The sequence below is a fragment of the Nonomuraea wenchangensis genome (genome assembly GCF_900111685.1).
Taxonomy (GTDB): Bacteria; Actinomycetota; Actinomycetes; order Streptosporangiales; family Streptosporangiaceae; genus Nonomuraea; species Nonomuraea wenchangensis.
Window position 1 is genome coordinate 260,007 of the sequence record NZ_FOHX01000013.1, and the last position, 17,226, is coordinate 277,232.

19 protein-coding genes are annotated in these 17,226 nt (G+C 70.5%); 5 read left to right on the forward strand and 14 right to left on the reverse strand.

Annotated elements, in window-relative coordinates:
- Positions 1–10: 10 nt before the first annotated feature.
- The 3 genes from BMW85_RS33335 to BMW85_RS33345 all read left to right on the forward strand — a co-directional run bounded on the left by BMW85_RS33335 (position 11) and on the right by BMW85_RS33345 (position 3,604).
- Positions 11–985 carry a cyclase family protein gene (locus BMW85_RS33335; protein WP_091089491.1) on the forward strand — a complete coding sequence of 325 codons (975 nt, stop codon included), beginning with the start codon at positions 11–13 and terminating at the stop codon, positions 983–985.
- A gap of 104 nt (positions 986–1,089) precedes the next feature.
- Positions 1,090–2,784 (forward strand): dihydroxy-acid dehydratase, encoded by a 1,695-nt coding sequence (locus BMW85_RS33340; protein ID WP_091089493.1) that lies wholly within the window; start codon positions 1,090–1,092, stop codon positions 2,782–2,784.
- Between the two features lie 109 nt (positions 2,785–2,893).
- Entirely contained in the window at positions 2,894–3,604 is a 711-nt protein-coding gene (locus BMW85_RS33345; protein WP_091089496.1) for a GntR family transcriptional regulator, read from the forward strand.
- 27 nt (positions 3,605–3,631) lie between these two features.
- On the opposite strand, the gene BMW85_RS33350 is transcribed toward BMW85_RS33345, so the two are convergent.
- From BMW85_RS33350 to BMW85_RS33360, 3 genes are all read right to left on the reverse strand, one after another.
- Entirely contained in the window at positions 3,632–4,936 is a 1,305-nt protein-coding gene (locus BMW85_RS33350; RefSeq protein ID WP_091089498.1) for a M50 family metallopeptidase, read from the reverse strand.
- A gap of 90 nt (positions 4,937–5,026) precedes the next feature.
- A complete protein-coding gene (locus BMW85_RS51485) occupies positions 5,027–5,920 on the reverse strand; it encodes a sigma factor (RefSeq protein WP_342743466.1) in 894 nt (297 codons plus the stop codon).
- Complete coding sequence (locus BMW85_RS33360) at positions 5,860–6,324, reverse strand: Lrp/AsnC family transcriptional regulator (RefSeq protein ID WP_177241012.1); 465 nt, start codon at positions 6,322–6,324, stop codon at positions 5,860–5,862. The genes BMW85_RS51485 and BMW85_RS33360 overlap by 61 nt, the downstream gene beginning before the upstream one ends.
- 79 nt (positions 6,325–6,403) lie before the next feature.
- Between BMW85_RS33360 and BMW85_RS33365 the strand changes: the two genes are divergently transcribed.
- Together BMW85_RS33365 and BMW85_RS33370 are read left to right on the forward strand one after the other, a co-directional pair.
- Positions 6,404–7,711, forward strand: coding sequence for an APC family permease (locus tag BMW85_RS33365; RefSeq protein ID WP_091089504.1), 1,308 nt, complete (start codon positions 6,404–6,406; stop codon positions 7,709–7,711).
- Positions 7,712–7,896: 185 nt separating this feature from the next.
- Positions 7,897–8,934, forward strand: coding sequence for an RNA-binding protein (locus BMW85_RS33370; protein WP_245775207.1), 1,038 nt, complete (start codon positions 7,897–7,899; stop codon positions 8,932–8,934).
- A gap of 50 nt (positions 8,935–8,984) precedes the next feature.
- Here BMW85_RS33370 and BMW85_RS33375 read toward each other — a convergent pair whose 3' ends face one another.
- From BMW85_RS33375 to BMW85_RS33420, 11 genes are all read right to left on the reverse strand, one after another.
- Positions 8,985–10,445, reverse strand: a complete 1,461-nt coding sequence (locus BMW85_RS33375; protein ID WP_091089508.1) for a multicopper oxidase domain-containing protein — start codon at positions 10,443–10,445, stop codon at positions 8,985–8,987.
- Entirely contained in the window at positions 10,442–10,789 is a 348-nt protein-coding gene (locus BMW85_RS33380; protein WP_091089509.1) for a hypothetical protein, read from the reverse strand. The genes BMW85_RS33375 and BMW85_RS33380 overlap by 4 nt, the downstream gene beginning before the upstream one ends.
- Before the next feature lie 179 nt (positions 10,790–10,968).
- Positions 10,969–11,808, reverse strand: coding sequence for an alpha/beta fold hydrolase (locus BMW85_RS33385; protein ID WP_091089512.1), 840 nt, complete (start codon positions 11,806–11,808; stop codon positions 10,969–10,971).
- Complete coding sequence (locus BMW85_RS33390) at positions 11,805–12,812, reverse strand: HEAT repeat domain-containing protein (protein ID WP_091089515.1); 1,008 nt, start codon at positions 12,810–12,812, stop codon at positions 11,805–11,807. The genes BMW85_RS33385 and BMW85_RS33390 overlap by 4 nt, the downstream gene beginning before the upstream one ends.
- Positions 12,813–12,997: 185 nt before the next feature.
- On the reverse strand, positions 12,998–13,810 hold the full coding sequence (locus BMW85_RS33395; RefSeq protein WP_091089517.1) for a class I SAM-dependent methyltransferase: 813 nt from the start codon (positions 13,808–13,810) through the stop codon (positions 12,998–13,000).
- 9 nt (positions 13,811–13,819) lie between these two features.
- Positions 13,820–14,275 (reverse strand): GbsR/MarR family transcriptional regulator, encoded by a 456-nt coding sequence (locus BMW85_RS33400; protein WP_091089573.1) that lies wholly within the window; start codon positions 14,273–14,275, stop codon positions 13,820–13,822.
- Positions 14,276–14,307: 32 nt separating this feature from the next.
- Positions 14,308–14,556 carry a hypothetical protein gene (locus BMW85_RS50565; RefSeq protein WP_218156042.1) on the reverse strand — a complete coding sequence of 83 codons (249 nt, stop codon included), beginning with the start codon at positions 14,554–14,556 and terminating at the stop codon, positions 14,308–14,310.
- Positions 14,516–15,055, reverse strand: coding sequence for an alpha/beta hydrolase (locus BMW85_RS33405; RefSeq protein ID WP_218156043.1), 540 nt, complete (start codon positions 15,053–15,055; stop codon positions 14,516–14,518). The genes BMW85_RS50565 and BMW85_RS33405 overlap by 41 nt, the downstream gene beginning before the upstream one ends.
- An 88-nt stretch (positions 15,056–15,143) precedes the next feature.
- On the reverse strand, positions 15,144–16,103 hold the full coding sequence (locus tag BMW85_RS33410) for a CU044_5270 family protein (RefSeq protein ID WP_091089520.1): 960 nt from the start codon (positions 16,101–16,103) through the stop codon (positions 15,144–15,146).
- Complete coding sequence (locus BMW85_RS33415) at positions 16,100–16,678, reverse strand: RNA polymerase sigma factor (protein ID WP_091089523.1); 579 nt, start codon at positions 16,676–16,678, stop codon at positions 16,100–16,102. The genes BMW85_RS33410 and BMW85_RS33415 overlap by 4 nt, the downstream gene beginning before the upstream one ends.
- A 252-nt stretch (positions 16,679–16,930) precedes the next feature.
- The coding region (locus tag BMW85_RS33420; RefSeq protein ID WP_091089575.1) for a transposase at positions 16,931–17,226 on the reverse strand (296 nt) is incomplete at its 5' end.

Genomic DNA, 17,226 nt, shown 5'->3' on the forward strand with positions numbered 1-17,226 from the left:
CGACATCACCATGTGTGGACCAGCGCTCATCAGCGAAGCGACCAGGAACAAGATCGCGGCGTACTGTGCCGAGTTCCGCGAGGTCACCCGCAGCCCCTTCGGTCCCGACGACGAGATCGGCATGATCAACCTGATCACCCCCGAGGCGTCGCGTGAGGTGCTGAGCCGGGCGGACGGCGGCAGCGTCATCGACCTGTCGGTGGACTACTTCGTCGGCATGCCCTCATGGACGAAGGCCGGCGACCCGAACTTCCAGCAGTGGATGACGCACACCCCCGCCGGCACGGTCCTCGACGACATCACCGGAGTGGGCCGCGAGCAGAACGAGCTGGTCTCCTACTCGGGCGACGCCATCTCGATGTACACCCACTGCGGCACGCACATCGACACCCTGAACCACTTCGGGTACAACGGCAAGATCTGGAACGGGTTCTCCGCCGAGGAGCACATCAGCTCCCGGCACTGGACCAAGTGCGGCGCGGAGAAGATCCCGCCGATCATCGCCCGCGGGGTGCTGTTCGACATCGCCGCCCTGTACGACACCGACATCCTGCCCGACAACCACGGGATCGGCGCGGACGACCTGCGCGAGGCCATGCGACGGCAGAACGTCGAGTTCCGGCCGGGTGACGTGGCGTTGATCCGTACCGGCCGGATGCGCGCCTGGCCCGCGATCGACGCCTACATCGACAACAGCCCCGGCCTGAACCTGGAAGGGGCCGAGTTCCTCGCCCGGATGGGCGCCTCCGTCATCGGCGGCGACACCCTCGCCCTGGAGCAGATGCCCGGCGCGGACGAGGAGAACTGGCAGGTCGTCCACACCTATCTCCTGGGGGAGGCAGGCGTCCCCATCATGGAGGTGGTCGACTGCGAGCAGATCTCGGCCGAACGGCTCTACGAGTTCGCCTTCGTCGCCGCCGCCATGAAACTGCGCGGCGCGACCGGCGCCCCGATGCGCCCGCTCGCGATGCCGCTGCGCCCGTGACACCGCGCGTGTGACACAGCGCCCGTGACACCGCGCGTGTGACACAGCGCCCGTGACACTGCCGGCCCCCTTCTTCCTGACCCGCCATACCCCCGGAGGTCCCCATGCCCGACCGACCGACTGAGTCGGCCATCGACCGGAGCCGTACGTCCTACGGCGACGACGGTTTCAGCACCTACCTACGGCGTGCTTTCCTGGCCTCCAGCGGGTACGACGACGAGGCGCTGGACCGGCCGATCGTCGGCATCGCGGTGACCAAGTCCGACTACAACACCTGTCACCGCGACATGCCGGCCCTGCTCGAAGCCGTCAGGCGCGGCGTCCTGGAGGCCGGCGGCCTGCCCATGGACTTCCCGACCATCTCGCTCGGGGAGATCCTGACCTCGCCGACGACGATGCTGTTCCGCAACCTGCTCGCCATGGACACCGAGGAGATGATCCGCGCCCTGCCGATGGACGCCGCGGTCCTCCTCGGCGGCTGCGACAAGACGGTGCCGGCCCAGCTCATGGCCGCCGCCTCCTCCGACAAGCCGGTCCTGCTCGAAGTGGTCGGGCCGATGATGACCGGCAGCTGGCAGGGCGAGCGCCTCGGAGCCTGCACCGACTGCCGGCGCTTCTGGGGCCGGCACCGCGGCGGCGAGCTCGACAAGTCCGAGATCACCAGCGTCCGCAACGAGCTCGTCTCGACCGCGGGCACCTGCGCGGTCATGGGCACCGCGTCCACCATGGCCTGCATCACCGAGACCCTCGGCATGATGCTGCCCGGCGGCGCCACCCCTCCGGCCGCCACCGGCGCCCGCCTGCGGCACGGCGCCGCGACCGGCCGCCGCGCCGTCGAACTGGCCCGGTCGGGCGGCCCCGTCCCGCGCGAGATCCTCACCCCGGCCGCGTTCCGCAACGCCGTCCGGGTGCTCTCGGCGATGAGCGGATCGACGAACGCGCTGGTCCACCTGATCGCCGTCGCGCGGCGGGCCGGCGTGGACCTCACGCTCAAGGACTTCGACGTGATCGGCGCCGACGTGCCGTTCTTGGTCGACTGCAAGCCCGCAGGATCGGGATATCTGGAGGACTTCCACCGGTCGGGCGGCCTGCCGGCCCTGCTCAAGGTCCTCGAACCGCTGCTCGAACGGGAGACCGTCGGCGTCTCCGGGAAGTCACTCGGCTCGCTGATCGACGACACCCCCGCGCGCGAGGACTGGCAGACGACGATCCACCCGCTGGAGGACCCGCTCGGCGCGGCGGGCAGCCTGGCGGTGCTCCAGGGCACGCTCGCCCCGAGGGGAGCGGTCATCAAGTCGGCGGCGGCGAGCCCGCACCTGATGAACCACACCGGACCGGCCCTGGTCATCGACTCGGCGCAGGACGCCCAGCGGATCCTGGACGACCCGGATCTGGACGTCACCCCGGACCACGTCCTGGTGCTGCGCAACGCGGGGCCGATCGCGGCGGGCATGCCCGAGGCGGGCGCCCTGCCCATCCCCGCCAAGCTGGCCCAGGCCGGGATCAGGGACATGGTGCGGGTCTCCGACGCGCGGATGAGCGGCACCTCCTACGGCACCGTGGTGCTGCACTGCGACCCGGAGAGCGCCGCCGGAGGGCCGATCGCGCTCGTCCGCGACGGCGACCTCATCAGGCTGGACGTCGCGGCGCGGCGGCTCGACCTCCTCGTGGACGAGGAGGAGCTGGAGCGCCGTCGCGCGGACTTCGTCCCGCCCGAGCTGCCCGCACGGGGATGGCGGCGGTTGTACGCGCAGACGGTCCTGCCGGCCAGCGAGGGAGCGGACCTGTCGTTCCTCTGACCGGCGGCGTTGCATGCCACATGCCACATCTTCGTCCTGAGTGATATCGTCTCGGCCGACCAAGGCGTTCTGGCGCTGAGCGGACCGACTGACCGGGAGCCATGTCCATATGGAGCAGATCTCGACGGACCAGACGTCGCTGGCGGCCCAGACCTTCGAGGCGGTCCGCCGGGCCATCGTCACGGGTGAGCTGGCACCTGGCACGCTGCACTCCGTCGTGGAGATCGCCGCCCAGCTGGGGGTCTCGCGGACGCCCGTCCGCGAGGCCCTGCTGCAGCTCGCCACGCACGGCGTGGTCCGCTTCGAGCGGAGCCGGGGCGTACGGATCCTCGAGATCGCCACGCGCGACATCGAGGAGATCTACACGCTCCGCTACCTGCTCGAAGTCCCCTCGGCCTACCGCGCCGCGACCATGATGACCGAAGCCCAGATGGCGCCTTTCTCCAAGGCGCTCGAACGGATGCGGGTGGCCTGCGAGAGCGGGGACGAACGGCTCTTCCAGGAAGAGGACGTGACCTTCCACGAGATGATCCTGGAGGCCGCGGGCAACACGCGGGTGACCCAGTCCGTCGCGACGATGCGCGCGCAGATGGCCGCGCGCGGCCTGTCCACGACGAAGACGCGGACCCTGTGGGACATCTGGCGGGTGCACGAACGCATCCTCGAACGCATCCAGGCCCGCGACGACCAAGGGGCGGCCGAGGCCATGCGTGATCACCTCCTGGAGACGACGCGGCTGCTGCTGACCCAGTCGACCGGCGACCCGGAGGCCGGCGCCCGCTTCGCCCCGCCCGTGCTCCCCGTCTTCACCGACGACTGAGCCCGCCCATCGGCCGGCACGAACCGGTCAGTTCGTCAGGGTGAGCGGATTGACCAGATCGGCGTAGACCAGCAGCCCCGCCATGATCATCATCGCCAGTGCCGCCACGTACGTCAGCGGCAGCACCTTGGCGATGTCGACGTGCTGGGGCTTCGGCCGCCGCATGATCCTGGCGTAGGCCCGCTTGACGCCCTCCCAGAGCCCGCCCGCGATGTGCCCGCCGTCGAGCGGCAGCAGCGGGATCAGGTTGAACAGCCCGATCGCCAGGTTGAAGCCGGCCAGCAGGTTGACGAAGGTGGCGATCTTCTTCTCGCCGGACAGGTCGGAGGCCAGGATCTCGCCGCCCAGGCGGCCCGCGCCGACCATGCCCACCGGGCCCTCGGGGTCGCGTTCCTCGCCGGAGAAGGCCGCCTGCCAGACGCCGGCCATCTTCTCCGGCAGGTTCAGGAACGAGCCCGCCACCCTGACCGTCAGCCCGCCCATATAGCCGATGACCTGGCCGACGCTCTGCTGCTCCATCACCTCGGTGGGCCGCACGCCGAGAAAGCCGACGTTCTTGTCGGTCTTCCCGGGGTCCTCGAGGTTGGGCCGGTCCTGGGCGATGAGCGTGACGTCCAGCGTCATCGGCTCACCGTCACGCACGATGCCGAGCTTGACCGGGCCGGCGCCGTGGGAGCGGATCAGCCGCTTGGCGTCCTCCCAGGAGCCGATCGTGGCGCCGTCGAAGGAGACCAGGCGGTCGCCCGGCCTGAGGCCCGCCTGCGCGGCCGGAGTGGGCCGGTCGCCCGGCTCGCAGGCGGCGCGCCGCTCGGAGACGGGGATGACGCACGTCTCGGTGGTGGGCGAGACGATCGGGGCCTCGACGGGCAGGCCGATGCCGGCCAGCAGGATGGTGAAGAAGCCGAACGCCAGCACGAAGTTCATCAACGGCCCGCCGGACATGATGACGACCTTCTGCCACCACTTCTTGCGGTAGAAGACGCGGTTCTCGTCGCCCGGCCGCACCTCCTCCTGGGCGGCGTCGCGGGCCGACTCGATCAGGCCCTGCCACGGGCCGGTCGCCGGGCTCCTGAGCTTGCCGGGCTCGTCACCGGGGCGCGGCGGCAGCATGCCGATCATGCGGATGTAGCCGCCGAACGGGATCCACTTGATGCCGTACTCGGTCTCGCCTCCGCGCCGGGACCAGGCCGTGGGGCCGAAGCCCACCATGTACTGGGTCACCTTGACGCCGAAGAGCTTGGCCGGCAGCAGGTGGCCGAGTTCGTGCAGCGCGATGGAGATCATCAACCCGAGGAGGAAGAGGATGATCCCCGCGACGTAGAGCCAGTTCATCCAGGGACGCTCCTCGGCGGTGCAGGGCGGGGCGAAGGGTGCGAAGATCCAATTTAGTCGAACTCGCCCCGCCCGAGGCCCGACTCGGCTCTACTTGATCGCGGTCAGGTCCAGAACGTACATCTCGTTCCCGATCGGGTAGGTCATCAGCCGGTCCAGGCCGCCGTCGGGAATCGCCATGACTCCTCTCGCGTCCGGCCGTACGCCGAGGTCGGCAGACGTGCCGGTGTCGACGTCGTAGAGCGTCAGGACGGTCTGGTCTCCCGGCCCCGTCAACGTGACCTTGAAGAAGCGCTCCAGGCCGGCGTCGTCGCCCTGCTGGAAGGTGATCGGCAGTGCGCGCTCGTGGGAGCCGTCACGGTCGCGGACGAACCGACGCAGGATGGTCGCGCTCCGCGCGGTGTCCGGGCACCGGCGAGTGCCGCACTTGATCTCCTTGCCGGAGCGGTCGCGGGGACGCTCGGCCTTGACGGTCCTGTACCGCACGGCCACGCCCGCGCACCGGTCGACGCCGCACCTGACCTCCTCGTCGGCCTTGACCACGGCGTCGCGCCGCTCACCGGTCTCGACGTTGAGCAGCTCGCGGAAGACCGCCTTCCCGCGGTGGACGCCCACCCATGGCCACTGCAGGACGTGGTGCCGCTCGGCGCCCTTCACCGGCTGCGGCGCGCCCCCGCTCAGCGGCACCCGGTACACGCTGATGTGCAACCGCGCCATGGTGGTGCGGACGTAGCTGTGCGGGCTGTCCTTGCGTCTCACCCTCGCCCAGGCGCCGCACAGCCGTACCAGGGCTTCCTGGACCAGGTCGGCGGCGTCATGGCGGTTGCCCGTCAGGACGTATCCGTAGCGGAGCAGCGCGTCTGTCTGCTCCGTCCCAGACGGCCGAAGGGGCGAAGATGTTGCATCGTTCGGCGAAGACGTGGTCAGGAGGGCTGAGCCAGGCGGCTCGGGGCCGGGTTGCTGACCTGCTGGAAGATCAACGATGAGCGGAAGCCGGTGACCTCGCGGCGTTTGCTCAGCCGGTCGAGGAGGAAGGCGTGCAGGGCGTCGAGGTCGGGCACGCCGACGTGCAGCAGGAAGTCGTCGCCGCCGGACAGGACGAAGACGCTGAGCACCTCGGGCATCTTCGCCGCCGACGCCTTGAACGTGTCGATGACGGCCCGGCTCAACGGCCGGACCTGCACGGCGACCATCGCCTGCACGCCGCGGTTCAGGGCGGCGGGGTCGATCTCGGCGTGGTATCCCTTGATCACGCCGCGGCGGGCGAGCGCCCGCACCCGTTCCAGGCAGGTCGACGGGGCGATGCCGAGCTGCCGGGCGAGCTCCCGGTTGGAGAGCCGGGCATCTGACTGCAGAAGGCGGATGATCCCCGCATCAAGTTCGTCCACCTGCCCATGATGGCAGCGGATTCCGGCCATCCGTTCGGCTGGCCGACCGCAGGGCCGAACGTTTGCCTACCGTGTCGCCATGACAGAACACCGGCTGGGAGTCTGGCAAGGAACCGCGACCGTGCTCGGCGGCGTGCTGGGACCGGGCATGCTCGTGCTCCCGCACCTGGCCGCGGAGGCGGCCGGACCCGGATCGGTGCTCGCCTGGGCGGCGCTGATCGTCGTCAGCGTCCCCATCGCCTTCACCTTCGCGCTGCTCGGCCTGCGCCACCCCGACGGCGGCGGCGTCGCCCACTTCGCCGGGACCGCGATCGGGCGCTGGGCGTACGCGCTGGTCGGTTGGTGGTTCTTCGCCGCCGTGCCGATCGGCACCCTCGCCGGGGCGCTCGCGGGCGGCATCTACACGGCGGACGCGTTCGGCTGGGACGGCCGGACCTCCGCGGTGATCGCCTTCGCGCTGCTGGCGGTCGCGTTCGTCGCCAACGCGGCCGGGCTGCGCACCAGCGGCCGCATGCAGGTCGTCATGGTCGGCCTGCTGCTCGCGGTCCTCGCCACCGCGATCGTGGCGAGCCTGCCCGCGGTCGGCGCCGAGCGTTTCGAGCCGTTCCTGCCGCACGGCCTCGGCGGTGTCGGCAGCGCGGTCGGTGTGCTGATCTTCGCCTTCGTCGGCTGGGAGGCCGCCAGCCACCTGTCCGCCGACTTCGCGGGCCGGCGCCTGCTCACCGCGACCGGCCTCACGCTGGCGGCGATCACGGTCATCTACCTGAGCGTGGCGATGACGGTCGTCGGTTCCGGTGCGGCGTCCTCGCCGGTGCCGCTGACCGCGATGATGAGGACGAGCCTCGGCGCGGCCGCTGAACCCGTCACCGGGATCGCGGCCCTCGTGCTCACCTTCGGCGCGATCAACACCTACATCGCCGGCGCTTCGCGCCTCGGCGTCGCCCTCGCGCGGCAGCGGCTGCTGCCCCACCGGATCGCGTCCCCGTACCGCAGCCTCACCGTGCTCGCAGCCGCCATCGCGGTCGTCGGCGCGGTCGCGCTCGTGCGCCCGATCGGCCTGGACCCGCTGCTGCGGGCGACCTCCGCGTGTCTCGCCGCGGTCATGTTCATCGGCGCGCTGGCCGCGACCCGGCTGCTGCCCGCCGGCCGGATGCGCGCGACCGCCGTCGCCGCCTGCACCCTGACCGCGCTCACACTGGTGCTCAGCGGCAGCTACCTCGCCGTGCCCGCCGCCATCGCGGCCGCCGGGTTCACCGCCAGGGCCCTCCACTCCCGCCGTACGAACGCGCCGCGGAACGGCGCGATCGACCGCCGCAGCGCGGAAACGTCAGTCGGCGCTGCCGTAGAACACGGACCAGCCGCCGCGACAGAGCCGCGCCACCCGTGACGTCCGCTGCGGGACGGGCAGGACGTCGGTCGCGGCGGTGCAGACGGGCTTGAGCGCTCGTCTGGACGATGGCGCGGGGCCAGACCCGGATTCTTCAGATCGAGCCCCGACCCCGTCTGAGCAGCGTCCCGGGGCAGGACAGTAAAACATTGTCCGGGACGTCAGCCCATCGCCAGGATGGGACGATGAACGTCTCCGCGGCCGGTTCTGACCCATCTGCATCCGCACCCCGACCTGCCTCCGTGGAGGGCGGAAGCGCCACGGGGCTTCACGTCTACCGAATCACGAAGTACAACCCGGCAGACCGCAACGAGAATGGCCACTACGCCGGTCCCGAGGACTCATACAGCGATCACGGCCCGGTCGAAGCGGCCTACCTCGCAGCTGTGGCCGCGTTCGCCCGAGAAACCGGCGTCACCTGCCTGACGATCCGGGAACCCGCGGTGACCGGCTTCATCAACTTCGGTGTCGAACCGCCCATCGAGGGTCACGGCCTGGCCGGGCTGTTCCCACCCGACCTGACCGGCTACCACGACGGCGCGCAGGTGCCCATCGCCGTCGCCCTGGAACTGGTCCGGGCAATGCTGCGTGACAACGGCGCATGGTGCCGCCTTGAGGCCGAGGGCCGATTCTTCGTCCACGTCGGTTACGACCAGTACGTTCATGTCGGCAGTGCGCTCCCGTGCTCGCACGCGGTGACGTTCACTCGTCAGCGCGGGCTCTTCGCCGAACCCATCAGCCGGTCACCGTACGGCCCGGAGTCCGATGGGGACGATCTCGCGCGACGACGTCCGGCCGACGCGACGTTCTGGGGCGAGCTGGAAGCCCTCATCAGCCGAGGCGGCGTGGTGGTGCTGGAGGAGGGCTACGTCCGCAACGCCTCACACTGGCACCGGATCACGACCGTTGATGAGGTCGCCGCGATACGGAGCCGGCTCACTCCCAGGGCCAGGCTGCTGGTCTGGCCTGACCTGTCAACAGACGTGGACGCAGCCCTTGCCGGTCTACCCGACGAGGGACTCAGTGAGATCGTCTGGCAGAGCCCACAAGGGCACATCAGCAGCCTGACAGTCGATGAAACCCACTACCCGGCACTGCGCGCCATGCTGACTGACGCCCGCGCAATACTGGTCCTTTCCTGTCACGAGGACGAGCGCCGACCGCTGATGGCCGCCGTCCTGCCCGACCCTGACGGAGTGCTCCGCGCACGCTGGACGCCCTGATCCCGAACAGGACTTTTTCGTTCGGGCGGTCGGGGGGTGGAAGTCAGGCATCAGACCACCTCGAACGTGCTCATCATGGCCATGTCCTCGTGTTCGAGGTTGTGGCAGTGCAGGACGTAGCGGCCCCGGTAGCCGGTGAACCGGGTGATGATCTCCACGGTCTGCGCCTCCCGCAGCTCGACGGTGTCCTTCCATTCGGGCGGACCGGCCGGCCGCTCGCCGCCGGCCGACAGCACCTGGAACGGCGCGAGGTGCAGGTGAACGGGGTGGGAGACGTCGCTGGTGAGCCGCCAGATCTCCGCCTGGCCGAGCTTGGGCCGGGCATCGGCGCGCTGGGCGTCGAAGGGCTTGCCGTTGATCAGCCAGCCGGTGTGGCCGTGCAGGTCGCCGCTGGTGAACTCGAAGTCGCGGGTCACCGCGGCCGTGGCCGGGTCGAGCGGCTCGACGCGCGAGAGCGTTCGCGGGATGGCCGAGTCGTCGCTGGCGTCACGCTCGACGGCGAAGCGCATCACCCTGGCCTGCGGGCCTTCCCCCAGGAGGTTGCGCAGCTCGACGTGGTCACCGACCCGGTAGGCGGCGAAGTCGGCGATCACGTCGGCCCGCTCGCCCGGCGCCAGCCGTACCCGCTGGAGGGAGCGAGGGGCCGCGAGCAGCCCGCCGTCGCTGCCGATCTGGGTCAGGACACCGCCGGGCGACAGGGCCAGCTCGTAGGTGCGGGCGTTGGAGCCGTTGAGCAGTCGCAGCCGGTAGCGGGCCCGATCGACCCCGAGCTGCGGCCAGGGCGCGCCGTTGACCAGGATGACGTCGCCGAGCACGCCGCCCATGAACGCCTCGTGGGCGCCGGGGCCGTCGGGCCTGGCCGGGTAGGGCATGGCGCCGTCGGCGTCGAAGGACCTGTCGCAGATCAGCAGCGGCACGTCCCGCTCTCCCGAGGGGAGCGGCAGCTTGTCCTGCTCGTCGTCGCCGAGGAGGAAGAACCCGGCCAGGCCGCGCCAGACCTGCGGCCCGGTGTGGTCCATGCGGTGGTCGTGGTACCACAGCGTGGCCGCGCGTTGCTCCAGCGGGAAGACGTAGTCGCGGTGGGCGCCCGGCTGGACCAGGTCGGTGGGAAAGCCGTCGGACTCCGGCGGCGTGTGGCCGCCGTGCAGATGGGTGACCGTCGGCGCGTCGAGGTGGTTGGTGACGCGCACGACGGTCCGGCGGCCGGCGCGTGCCCGGAGGGTGGGTCCGGGGAACTGCCCCCCGTACCCCCAGATCGGGGTGCGCAGGCCCGGCAGGATCTCCACCTCGGCAGAGCGTTGGACGAGCTCGTAGTAGTCGGTGCTCGCGTCGGTCCGGTACGGCTTGGCCACCGCGGGCGACGGCAGCGGCACCATGTAGGGCTTGGGCAGCGGCGCGCTGCTCGTCAGGAGCTGGGGCAGCGGCGTGCGGCTCAGCAGTGAGCAGCCCGAGACGCTCAGTGCCGCGCCTACGCCGAGCAGCCTCAGCGCCTGCCGTCTGGTCATGGTCATGCCGACGCCGCCTGAGTGCGGCCGACGGACCAGACCCGTGCCAGCCGCACCGTGCTGACGCCGAACATCAGCACGCCGAGCGGCACGTGCAGGCTCTTCACGTGCGCCATGCCGAGCGCTACCTGGGTCAGCGTCATCACCAGCATGCCGACGGCGGGCAGGATGGCGCTTCGCCGCCGCGACACCAGCGCGGCGACCAGGTGCAGCAGTACGGTGGCCACGACAGCGAGGGCCGTGGCGCTGTGCGCCGTCCTGCCGCCGGGCGAGGCCAGCAGCAGCCCGGCGGTGACCGCCTGGAGCAGCAGGGCGGCGGTCTGCGCGGTGATCGCGATACGTAGGAACATGATTTCCTCAGCGGGTAGTGGGCCGGGCAACGACGGCGACGGTGACGAACACGTCGCCCGCAATCGTCGTCCGGTTCGGGGCTCCGCGCGTCCCGCCGGCGGAGTCATCGGCCGCTACCGCGATGGGATCAAGACCGGCCGGACTACGACGCCGGAAGTAGTCCGGTGCTACGGCACCCTCAGGCCCGCAGGAACGCGGCGATCGGCTCGGCCTGGCCGAAGACAGCGTGACCCACCTCGGGCAGCAGACGCACGGTCGCGTGCGGGATGCACGCACGTACGCGCCGCGCGGTCTGGTGGGAGTCGAACATCGCGTCTCGGCCGCCGACGATGACGAGGATGTCCATGGTGAGAGCACGCAACGCCGCGTCGGGGAACACCGGAAGCCTCTCCCTGCGCGGGTTGAAGTGCGTGAACGTCAGGACGACGGCGTCGAGCGCCTGCCGGTGCCTGTCCGCGTCCAGTCCTGCGACCGCCGTCGCCGACTCGCGCAGGCCGTCGCGCCGGAACAGGCGGGTCAGCAGGGCCTTGAACATCCAGCCGACCTTCTGCCGCCCCACGCCCCCTGGGCACGTCAGCGCCAGGCGGGTCACTCGTTCGGGACGGCGGATGGCGTAGTCCAGGGCCGTCCAGCCGCCGAGGGACGTGCCGACGAACGCGGCGCCGGTGATCCCGAGCCCTTCCAGCACGTCGTCCAGCCAGAGCGCCACGGCGTCGGAGCCCAGGGCGGGGCGCGAGGGCGCGCTCAGGCCCGGCTCGCCGACGAGGTCGACGGCGTAGGTGCGGAAGTCGCGGGACCAGGTGGGGACGTCTCCTCGCCACATCGACGCGTTCGCGCCCGAACCGTGCAGCAGCACCAGGGGCGGCGCGTCGGGCGGGCCGGAGGCGAGGACGAAGGTCTCGCCCTCACGGGTCGGCACCCGTAGCCGCTCGGCGGGAACCGGCCAGGTCTCCAGCGCCTGCCGGTAGTGCTCGAGGAGTGCGCGTCCACCGGCTTCGGACTTGTAGATCCTGGTCATGACGGCTGCTCCCGTATCCCGAGGATGTACGCCGCGATGAGCGCGACGGGACGGTCTTCGTCATGGGACAGGTCCGCGAGGGCTCGTGACGCGGTGGTGCCAGGGATGTCCGCGAGCGCCTGTGTCAGCCGCCGACGTGCCGGCGAGTCGGCGGCGTCGTGGGCGAGGCGGTCGACGAGCAGGGAAGCGATGCGATCCGCCGACGCGGGGCGACTCGCCAGCGCGCTGAGGGCATCGGCCGCATCGACGTCGTTCGCCCCCTCGACCACCATGTCGATGAGCGTCGGCACGGCTTCGGCCACGCCACGGCCCCCCAGTGCCAGAGCCGCGTACCTGCGGACCACGACGTCGGGGCTCGTGAGGGCTTCCCGCAGCAGCGCGGTCGCCGTACCGTCCGGGATCTCGGCGATGGACTGGACGGCCCGCTTGCGCACCTCGGCCGCCGGTGCGCCGAGCCCTTCCGCGAGCAGCGCCAGTCCGTCGTCGCCCGCCTGCGCCAGTGCCCATCGCAGGGCTCCGGCGACGTTCGGGTCCGTCTCGCTCAGCACCGCCTCGACCAGCGCTTCCACCGGCGGCGGGCCCTCGTCGACCGAGGACAGGGCCGCGCGCTGGCGTCTGCCGGCGCTCCTCGATCCCAGGGCTTGCAGGAGCGCGACGGTCTGGAGGACGTCCTGCCAGTCCGCGGGCTCGGCTGCGCCGATCCGGCGCAGCCGCGTGAGCAGTCGCGTCTCATCCGCGATGCGTTCTCGCGTCTGGCGGATGAGGTCGTCGACGAGTTCCGCGGGCCTGAAGTCGGGATCGTCCAGTGCGCGCCCGACTTCACGCAGCGACAGCCCCAGCGACCGCAGGCTCTCGATATGGAAGATCCGCCGGATGTCCTCGCTGGAGTACTCGCGATAGCCGCCGTCGCTGCGGCCCGTCGGCCGCACCAGGCCGAGGGCGTCGTAATGCCGGAGCATGCGGGCGCTGACCCCCGACCGTCGTGCCACGTCACCGATCAACACGGCCCGTCACTTCCCCTCGCCGGGTGGAAGCGCGGGTCGGGGCTCGTGCCGAGCGGCGGCATCGCCCGCAGCCGCGCCCGTGTCCTGTTCCGCCATGGTCATCGGGACCACCTCCTTGGCGCCAGTCAAGACCTTGTCACAGTGTCAAGGTCAAGCGAGGCCATGCCGCGGGCGGGGGCGGCCGGTCAGAATCGGTAGCGGAGGATGCGGGCCCCTTGCCGCGACAGGGCTGTGCTGCGGGCGGTGAGACGGGTGAGCGCGCGAAGCGGTTGCGGGAACCGGGCCACTTCCGGTGCGCGGGCGAGGATCTGCTCCTCGACCAGTACGAGGCCGGCGTCCCAGGACTCCGGTTCGTGCGGGTCGTCGAAGCCCTGGGCGGCGGTGATGCCGAGCGCCTTGATGGTCGGGTGGTACTTCATGGCCCAGGCGGCGAAGCGGGTGTAGCCGTTGAGCGCGAGCTCGCCCGAAGGGAAGTGGCCGGTCAGCGCGCGGGTCATCGCCTGGAAGGAGTCGCCGGGCATGAAGGGGAGCAGCCCCTCGGCGACGATCATCGCCGGCCGGTCACCGGGGACGGCTGTGAGCCAGTCGGAGCTGGTGAGGTCGGCTCCGACCAGGTGGGAACGGCCGGGCAGGCATTCGGCCCGCAGGCGCACCACTTCCGGGAAGTCGATGTCGTACCAGTCGACGCCGGGCGGGGGATCACAGCGGAACATCCTGGTGTCCAGGCCGCAGCCCAGGTCGAGCACCACGCATCCGGGGTGAGCGGCGATGAAGGCGCGGACGACATCGTCGAGCTTCTTGGCGCGCAGCGCCGTGGTGAGGACCAGGTTGGGCTTGACCTTCAGCCTGCCGAAGTCGTAGTCGATGGTGCCGGCCAGGTCGGCGGAGAGCGTGTCGCCGAGGATCGGGCCGGGCAGCCCGGCGTCCAGGGCTCTGGCGTGAAGGGTGAGCAGCAGGGTTTCCTGGATCAGCCCGAGCTCGGGTTGCCAGCGGTGCATGGGGGTTCCTTAACGGCGTAGCGGATGACGGGCCGCGAGGTTCTGCAGCCACGTCAGGGAGTTGTGGGCGGCCTTGATGCGCTCGGTGCGGTGCCCCTCGCCGCCCGCGATGTCGAGCCCTTCGTCGGCGATCTCGCCGAACGCGCTCAGGCTTTCGAGCTTGCGCTGGATGACCTTCTGCCAGGCGTCGTCCTCGATGCGGTAGTAGGAGACGCGATCGCCCGGCCTTCTCACCTTCTTGACCAGGCCGATGGCCGTGAGGAAGCGCATGTTCGAGGTGAGCGAGGCCCGGCTGGCCTGGATGACCTCCGCGATCTGCCCGGCGGACTGCTCGGCCGGATCGCAGATCATGAGCCAGCCGAGGATGCGTCCGGTGATGGGCGGCAGCCCCCACTCCTCGACGCAGAAGGCCGCCACCCGCTCCACCCAGCGGAGCAGCCGGTCCTGCTGTTCCTCAGTGCTCATCGTCGCTTCCTCCTTGTTGATCGTGTGCCGGTTCACTGTGTCATGGCGGCCACCGACTCGTAGGTGGGTGTCGGGGTGATGTCCGCGAGCCGGGTCCTGCGCAGGTGGAGGTCGAACCAGTCGATCGCGAGCGCCGTCGCCTCCTCCAGGCCCGGGCCGGTGTAGAGGCCGAGCACGTCGTACGGCAGCACCGCGAGCCGCTTGGGCTCGCCGGCCTTGGCGAAGGCGCTCTGCGCCTCCTCAAGCATGTGGTACGGGTCCCAGCCGCCGTTGGCGATCATCAGCAGCGGCGTCGGCGCGAGCCGGTGGATGAGGTTCTCCGGCGCGAAGGTGCGTCAGGTGCGGCACGCGAGCGCTCTGCCCGCCTTCGTAGCGCCGCTGCCAGTCCTGCTGCAGCCGGTCGCGCAGCGCGTGGACTCCGGCGCGGCCCAGGAGGCGTTCCATGTACCGCCATCCGTTCCACACGCTGGGGCTCTGTACGACGACGCACTTGATGCGCCGATCGAGCACGGCGGCCTGGGCCGCCACGGAGCCGCCGATGCTCACCCCCCACACCCCGATCCGCTCCGGCTGCACCTCGGGACGGGTCTGCAGGTAGGACACGGCGCTGCGGAAGTCCTCCACCTGCCGCTCCGGGTGGTCCAGGCCGCGTGGCTCGCCCTCGCTGGAGCCGACCGTGCGGTAGTCGATGGCCAGCACCGCGAAGCCGGCTTTGACGAAGTACGGCGCGAAGAACGCCAGCGCCTCTTTCACCATCACCCCGCTGTGCCCGAGCACCATGGCTTGCTCCGTACTTGGTTGCTAGTTATTTCAAACATGACTGAAATAGCTAGTGATGTCAATCTGGGAGCGGGAGACCTCGGGCCGCTCAGACGCAGCCTTTCCGCTTCACGGACTTCGACCAGGCCGGGAGTACGTCGGTGAGCTGCGGACGGCTGATGGACCAGAGTTCGCGTCCGTACCCCGGCACGGATTCCTGGCCGCCCAGCAGGACGTAGGAGCTCTTGTCGAAGATGAGGGATTCGCGGGAGACGGCGCCCCCCGGGCCTAGGTTGTCCACCCGGGTCACGGCGATGCCTGATCTGCCGGTGGTGTCCTTGAGCTCTTCGGTCTCGATGCCCGGCAGGGTCGAGGCGATCGTGAAGATGGCCGCCTGCTGCTCGGGCGGGACCGGGGCGCCGAGGATGTTGAGGGCGCCGTACCAGGTCCGGGTCGCGGTGTCCTTGCCGGGGACCATCTGGTCACCGCGTTCGGCGAGCTTGTGCCGGAGCTGCTCCTGGTCGGTCGGCCACGCCCGGATTTCGGCGTAGGTGGGCCGGCCGGGGCCGCGTTCGGGGCATCGGGTCAGGAGTTCCTTGTACTCGGGGTCTTGCGGCCTGGATGTCGACGGCTTGTGCCAGAGGAGTCCTGGGCGGGAGGCGTCGACGGACATCCAGATCTCGCCCGTGATGTGGCGCGGGCCGACATTGAGAACGCCGTTCTCGCTGCGTGTCTCGGCGATCCGTTCGTAGTGGAGGTACTGGTCGTCGCGGGGCTCCGGCCATGGGGTGGCGGTGGCGGCCTCGGCGGCCAGCCTCAGGACCTCGGCGGCGCTCGCGGGCGCGGGGGAGCCGAACGTCTGGACGGCGATCACTCCTGCGGCCATCGCCGTGACCAGCCCGCCCGCCAGCGACATCCGCCGCAGCACGGCCCGCCGGATCCGGGGGCGCCGCTTCGTGCGGGCTTCGGCCAGGAGGGCGGTACGGGCGGGGGCGAGGCGTTCCGCCGTGGGGTGCGGCTGGTCGGCGAACAGGTCGCGCAGTTCGGCCAGGTCGGTCCGTTCGTTCATGAGGTGTGCTCCGTCGTGGGGTCGGTGCTGCCGAGGACGTCGCGGACGATGGTCCGCGCGCGGTTGAGGCGGGAACGGACTGTGCCGATCGGGATGGACAAGGCGTTGGCGACCTCCTCGTAGGTGAGGTCGGCCCAGGCCACGAGTAAGAGGACGTCGCGGTCGCGGCTCTTGAGCGAGGCGAGCGCCTGGGCGAGCGGGCGGCGTACGGCGTGCGCGCTCGCCCGCTGGAGGGCTTGTTCGGCGGCGTCGCCGGCGTCGGGGAGGACGCCCACTTTCGCGTACGCCTTGTAGCGGTGTGTCTCGGCGCGCCGATGGCGGCGGATGAAGTTGGTGGCGAAGCCGTACAGCCAGGGAAGGGCTTCCGGGCGGGCGGTGTCGTAGTCGCGGCGCTGCCTGAACGCGGCGAGGAACGTCTCGGAGACGACGTCGTCGGCCGCGTCGTCGCCGAGCCGGCGGGCCACATAACGGTGGATGTGTCCTGCGTGCCGGTCGAACAGCAAGGCGAAATCCTCGGGATCTCGCCATGACCGTTCGATCAGGTCGGCGTCGGACAGGGTCGTGCTGAGCGGCATGTGGTCGGGCCTTTGCGAGGAAGTAGTGTCGCCCGTCTTTCACCTGAGCCGGGGAACGAGTTCACGGGACGCCACGGAGCAGTTCGCGGCGGAACGCTGCGAAAAAGATCTTCTCGCCTGTTCACGCCTGGCCTGCCGGGGAAGTGTCCCTTTTGGTGGGAAACCGGGCTGACAGCTTGAAGGAGACGCCACTCATGCGTGGAGCAGTTCTGTACGGCCCGGGCGACGTACAGAGATTGAAAGTTTGAGGTTTCATGTCGATCTCGGGTTCGTGATCAGGCCGGTGTGTGCCAGGAAGGCGTCCAGGAGGCTGGCGCGGTACTGCATCTGCTTGAGTCGGCTGCGGATGACCTTGGCGAGTTCGTCGAGTGTGCAGGGGGCCAGATTGCCCAGGCTGCGTTTGAGGTGCGACCACGCCATCTCCACCGGGTTGAGGTCGGGTGCGTAGGTCGGCAGGTAGAACACCGTCAGCCACGGACGCGCCTCGATCAGGGCGCGCATCCGGGCGTCGAGGTGGGTGCTGACGTTGTCCCAGATCAGCACGATCG

Excerpts from the sequence above, each read along its gene's own strand:
- BMW85_RS33335 (WP_091089491.1), top strand. The coding sequence starts at position 11 with ATGTGTGGACCAGCGCTCATCAGCGAAGCGACCAGGAACAAGATCGCG.
- BMW85_RS33340 (WP_091089493.1), top strand. The coding sequence starts at position 1,090 with ATGCCCGACCGACCGACTGAGTCGGCCATCGACCGGAGCCGTACGTCC.
- BMW85_RS33345 (WP_091089496.1), top strand. The coding sequence starts at position 2,894 with ATGGAGCAGATCTCGACGGACCAGACGTCGCTGGCGGCCCAGACCTTC.
- BMW85_RS33350 (WP_091089498.1), bottom strand. The coding sequence starts at position 4,936 with ATGAACTGGCTCTACGTCGCGGGGATCATCCTCTTCCTCCTCGGGTTG.
- BMW85_RS33365 (WP_091089504.1), top strand. The coding sequence starts at position 6,404 with ATGACAGAACACCGGCTGGGAGTCTGGCAAGGAACCGCGACCGTGCTC.
- BMW85_RS33370 (WP_245775207.1), top strand. The coding sequence starts at position 7,897 with ATGAACGTCTCCGCGGCCGGTTCTGACCCATCTGCATCCGCACCCCGA.
- BMW85_RS33375 (WP_091089508.1), bottom strand. The coding sequence starts at position 10,445 with ATGACCATGACCAGACGGCAGGCGCTGAGGCTGCTCGGCGTAGGCGCG.
- BMW85_RS33380 (WP_091089509.1), bottom strand. The coding sequence starts at position 10,789 with ATGTTCCTACGTATCGCGATCACCGCGCAGACCGCCGCCCTGCTGCTC.
- BMW85_RS33385 (WP_091089512.1), bottom strand. The coding sequence starts at position 11,808 with ATGACCAGGATCTACAAGTCCGAAGCCGGTGGACGCGCACTCCTCGAG.
- BMW85_RS33395 (WP_091089517.1), bottom strand. The coding sequence starts at position 13,810 with ATGCACCGCTGGCAACCCGAGCTCGGGCTGATCCAGGAAACCCTGCTG.
- BMW85_RS33400 (WP_091089573.1), bottom strand. The coding sequence starts at position 14,275 with ATGAGCACTGAGGAACAGCAGGACCGGCTGCTCCGCTGGGTGGAGCGG.
- BMW85_RS50565 (WP_218156042.1), bottom strand. The coding sequence starts at position 14,556 with ATGATCGCCAACGGCGGCTGGGACCCGTACCACATGCTTGAGGAGGCG.
- BMW85_RS33405 (WP_218156043.1), bottom strand. The coding sequence starts at position 15,055 with ATGGTGCTCGGGCACAGCGGGGTGATGGTGAAAGAGGCGCTGGCGTTC.
- BMW85_RS33410 (WP_091089520.1), bottom strand. The coding sequence starts at position 16,103 with ATGAACGAACGGACCGACCTGGCCGAACTGCGCGACCTGTTCGCCGAC.
- BMW85_RS33415 (WP_091089523.1), bottom strand. The coding sequence starts at position 16,678 with ATGCCGCTCAGCACGACCCTGTCCGACGCCGACCTGATCGAACGGTCA.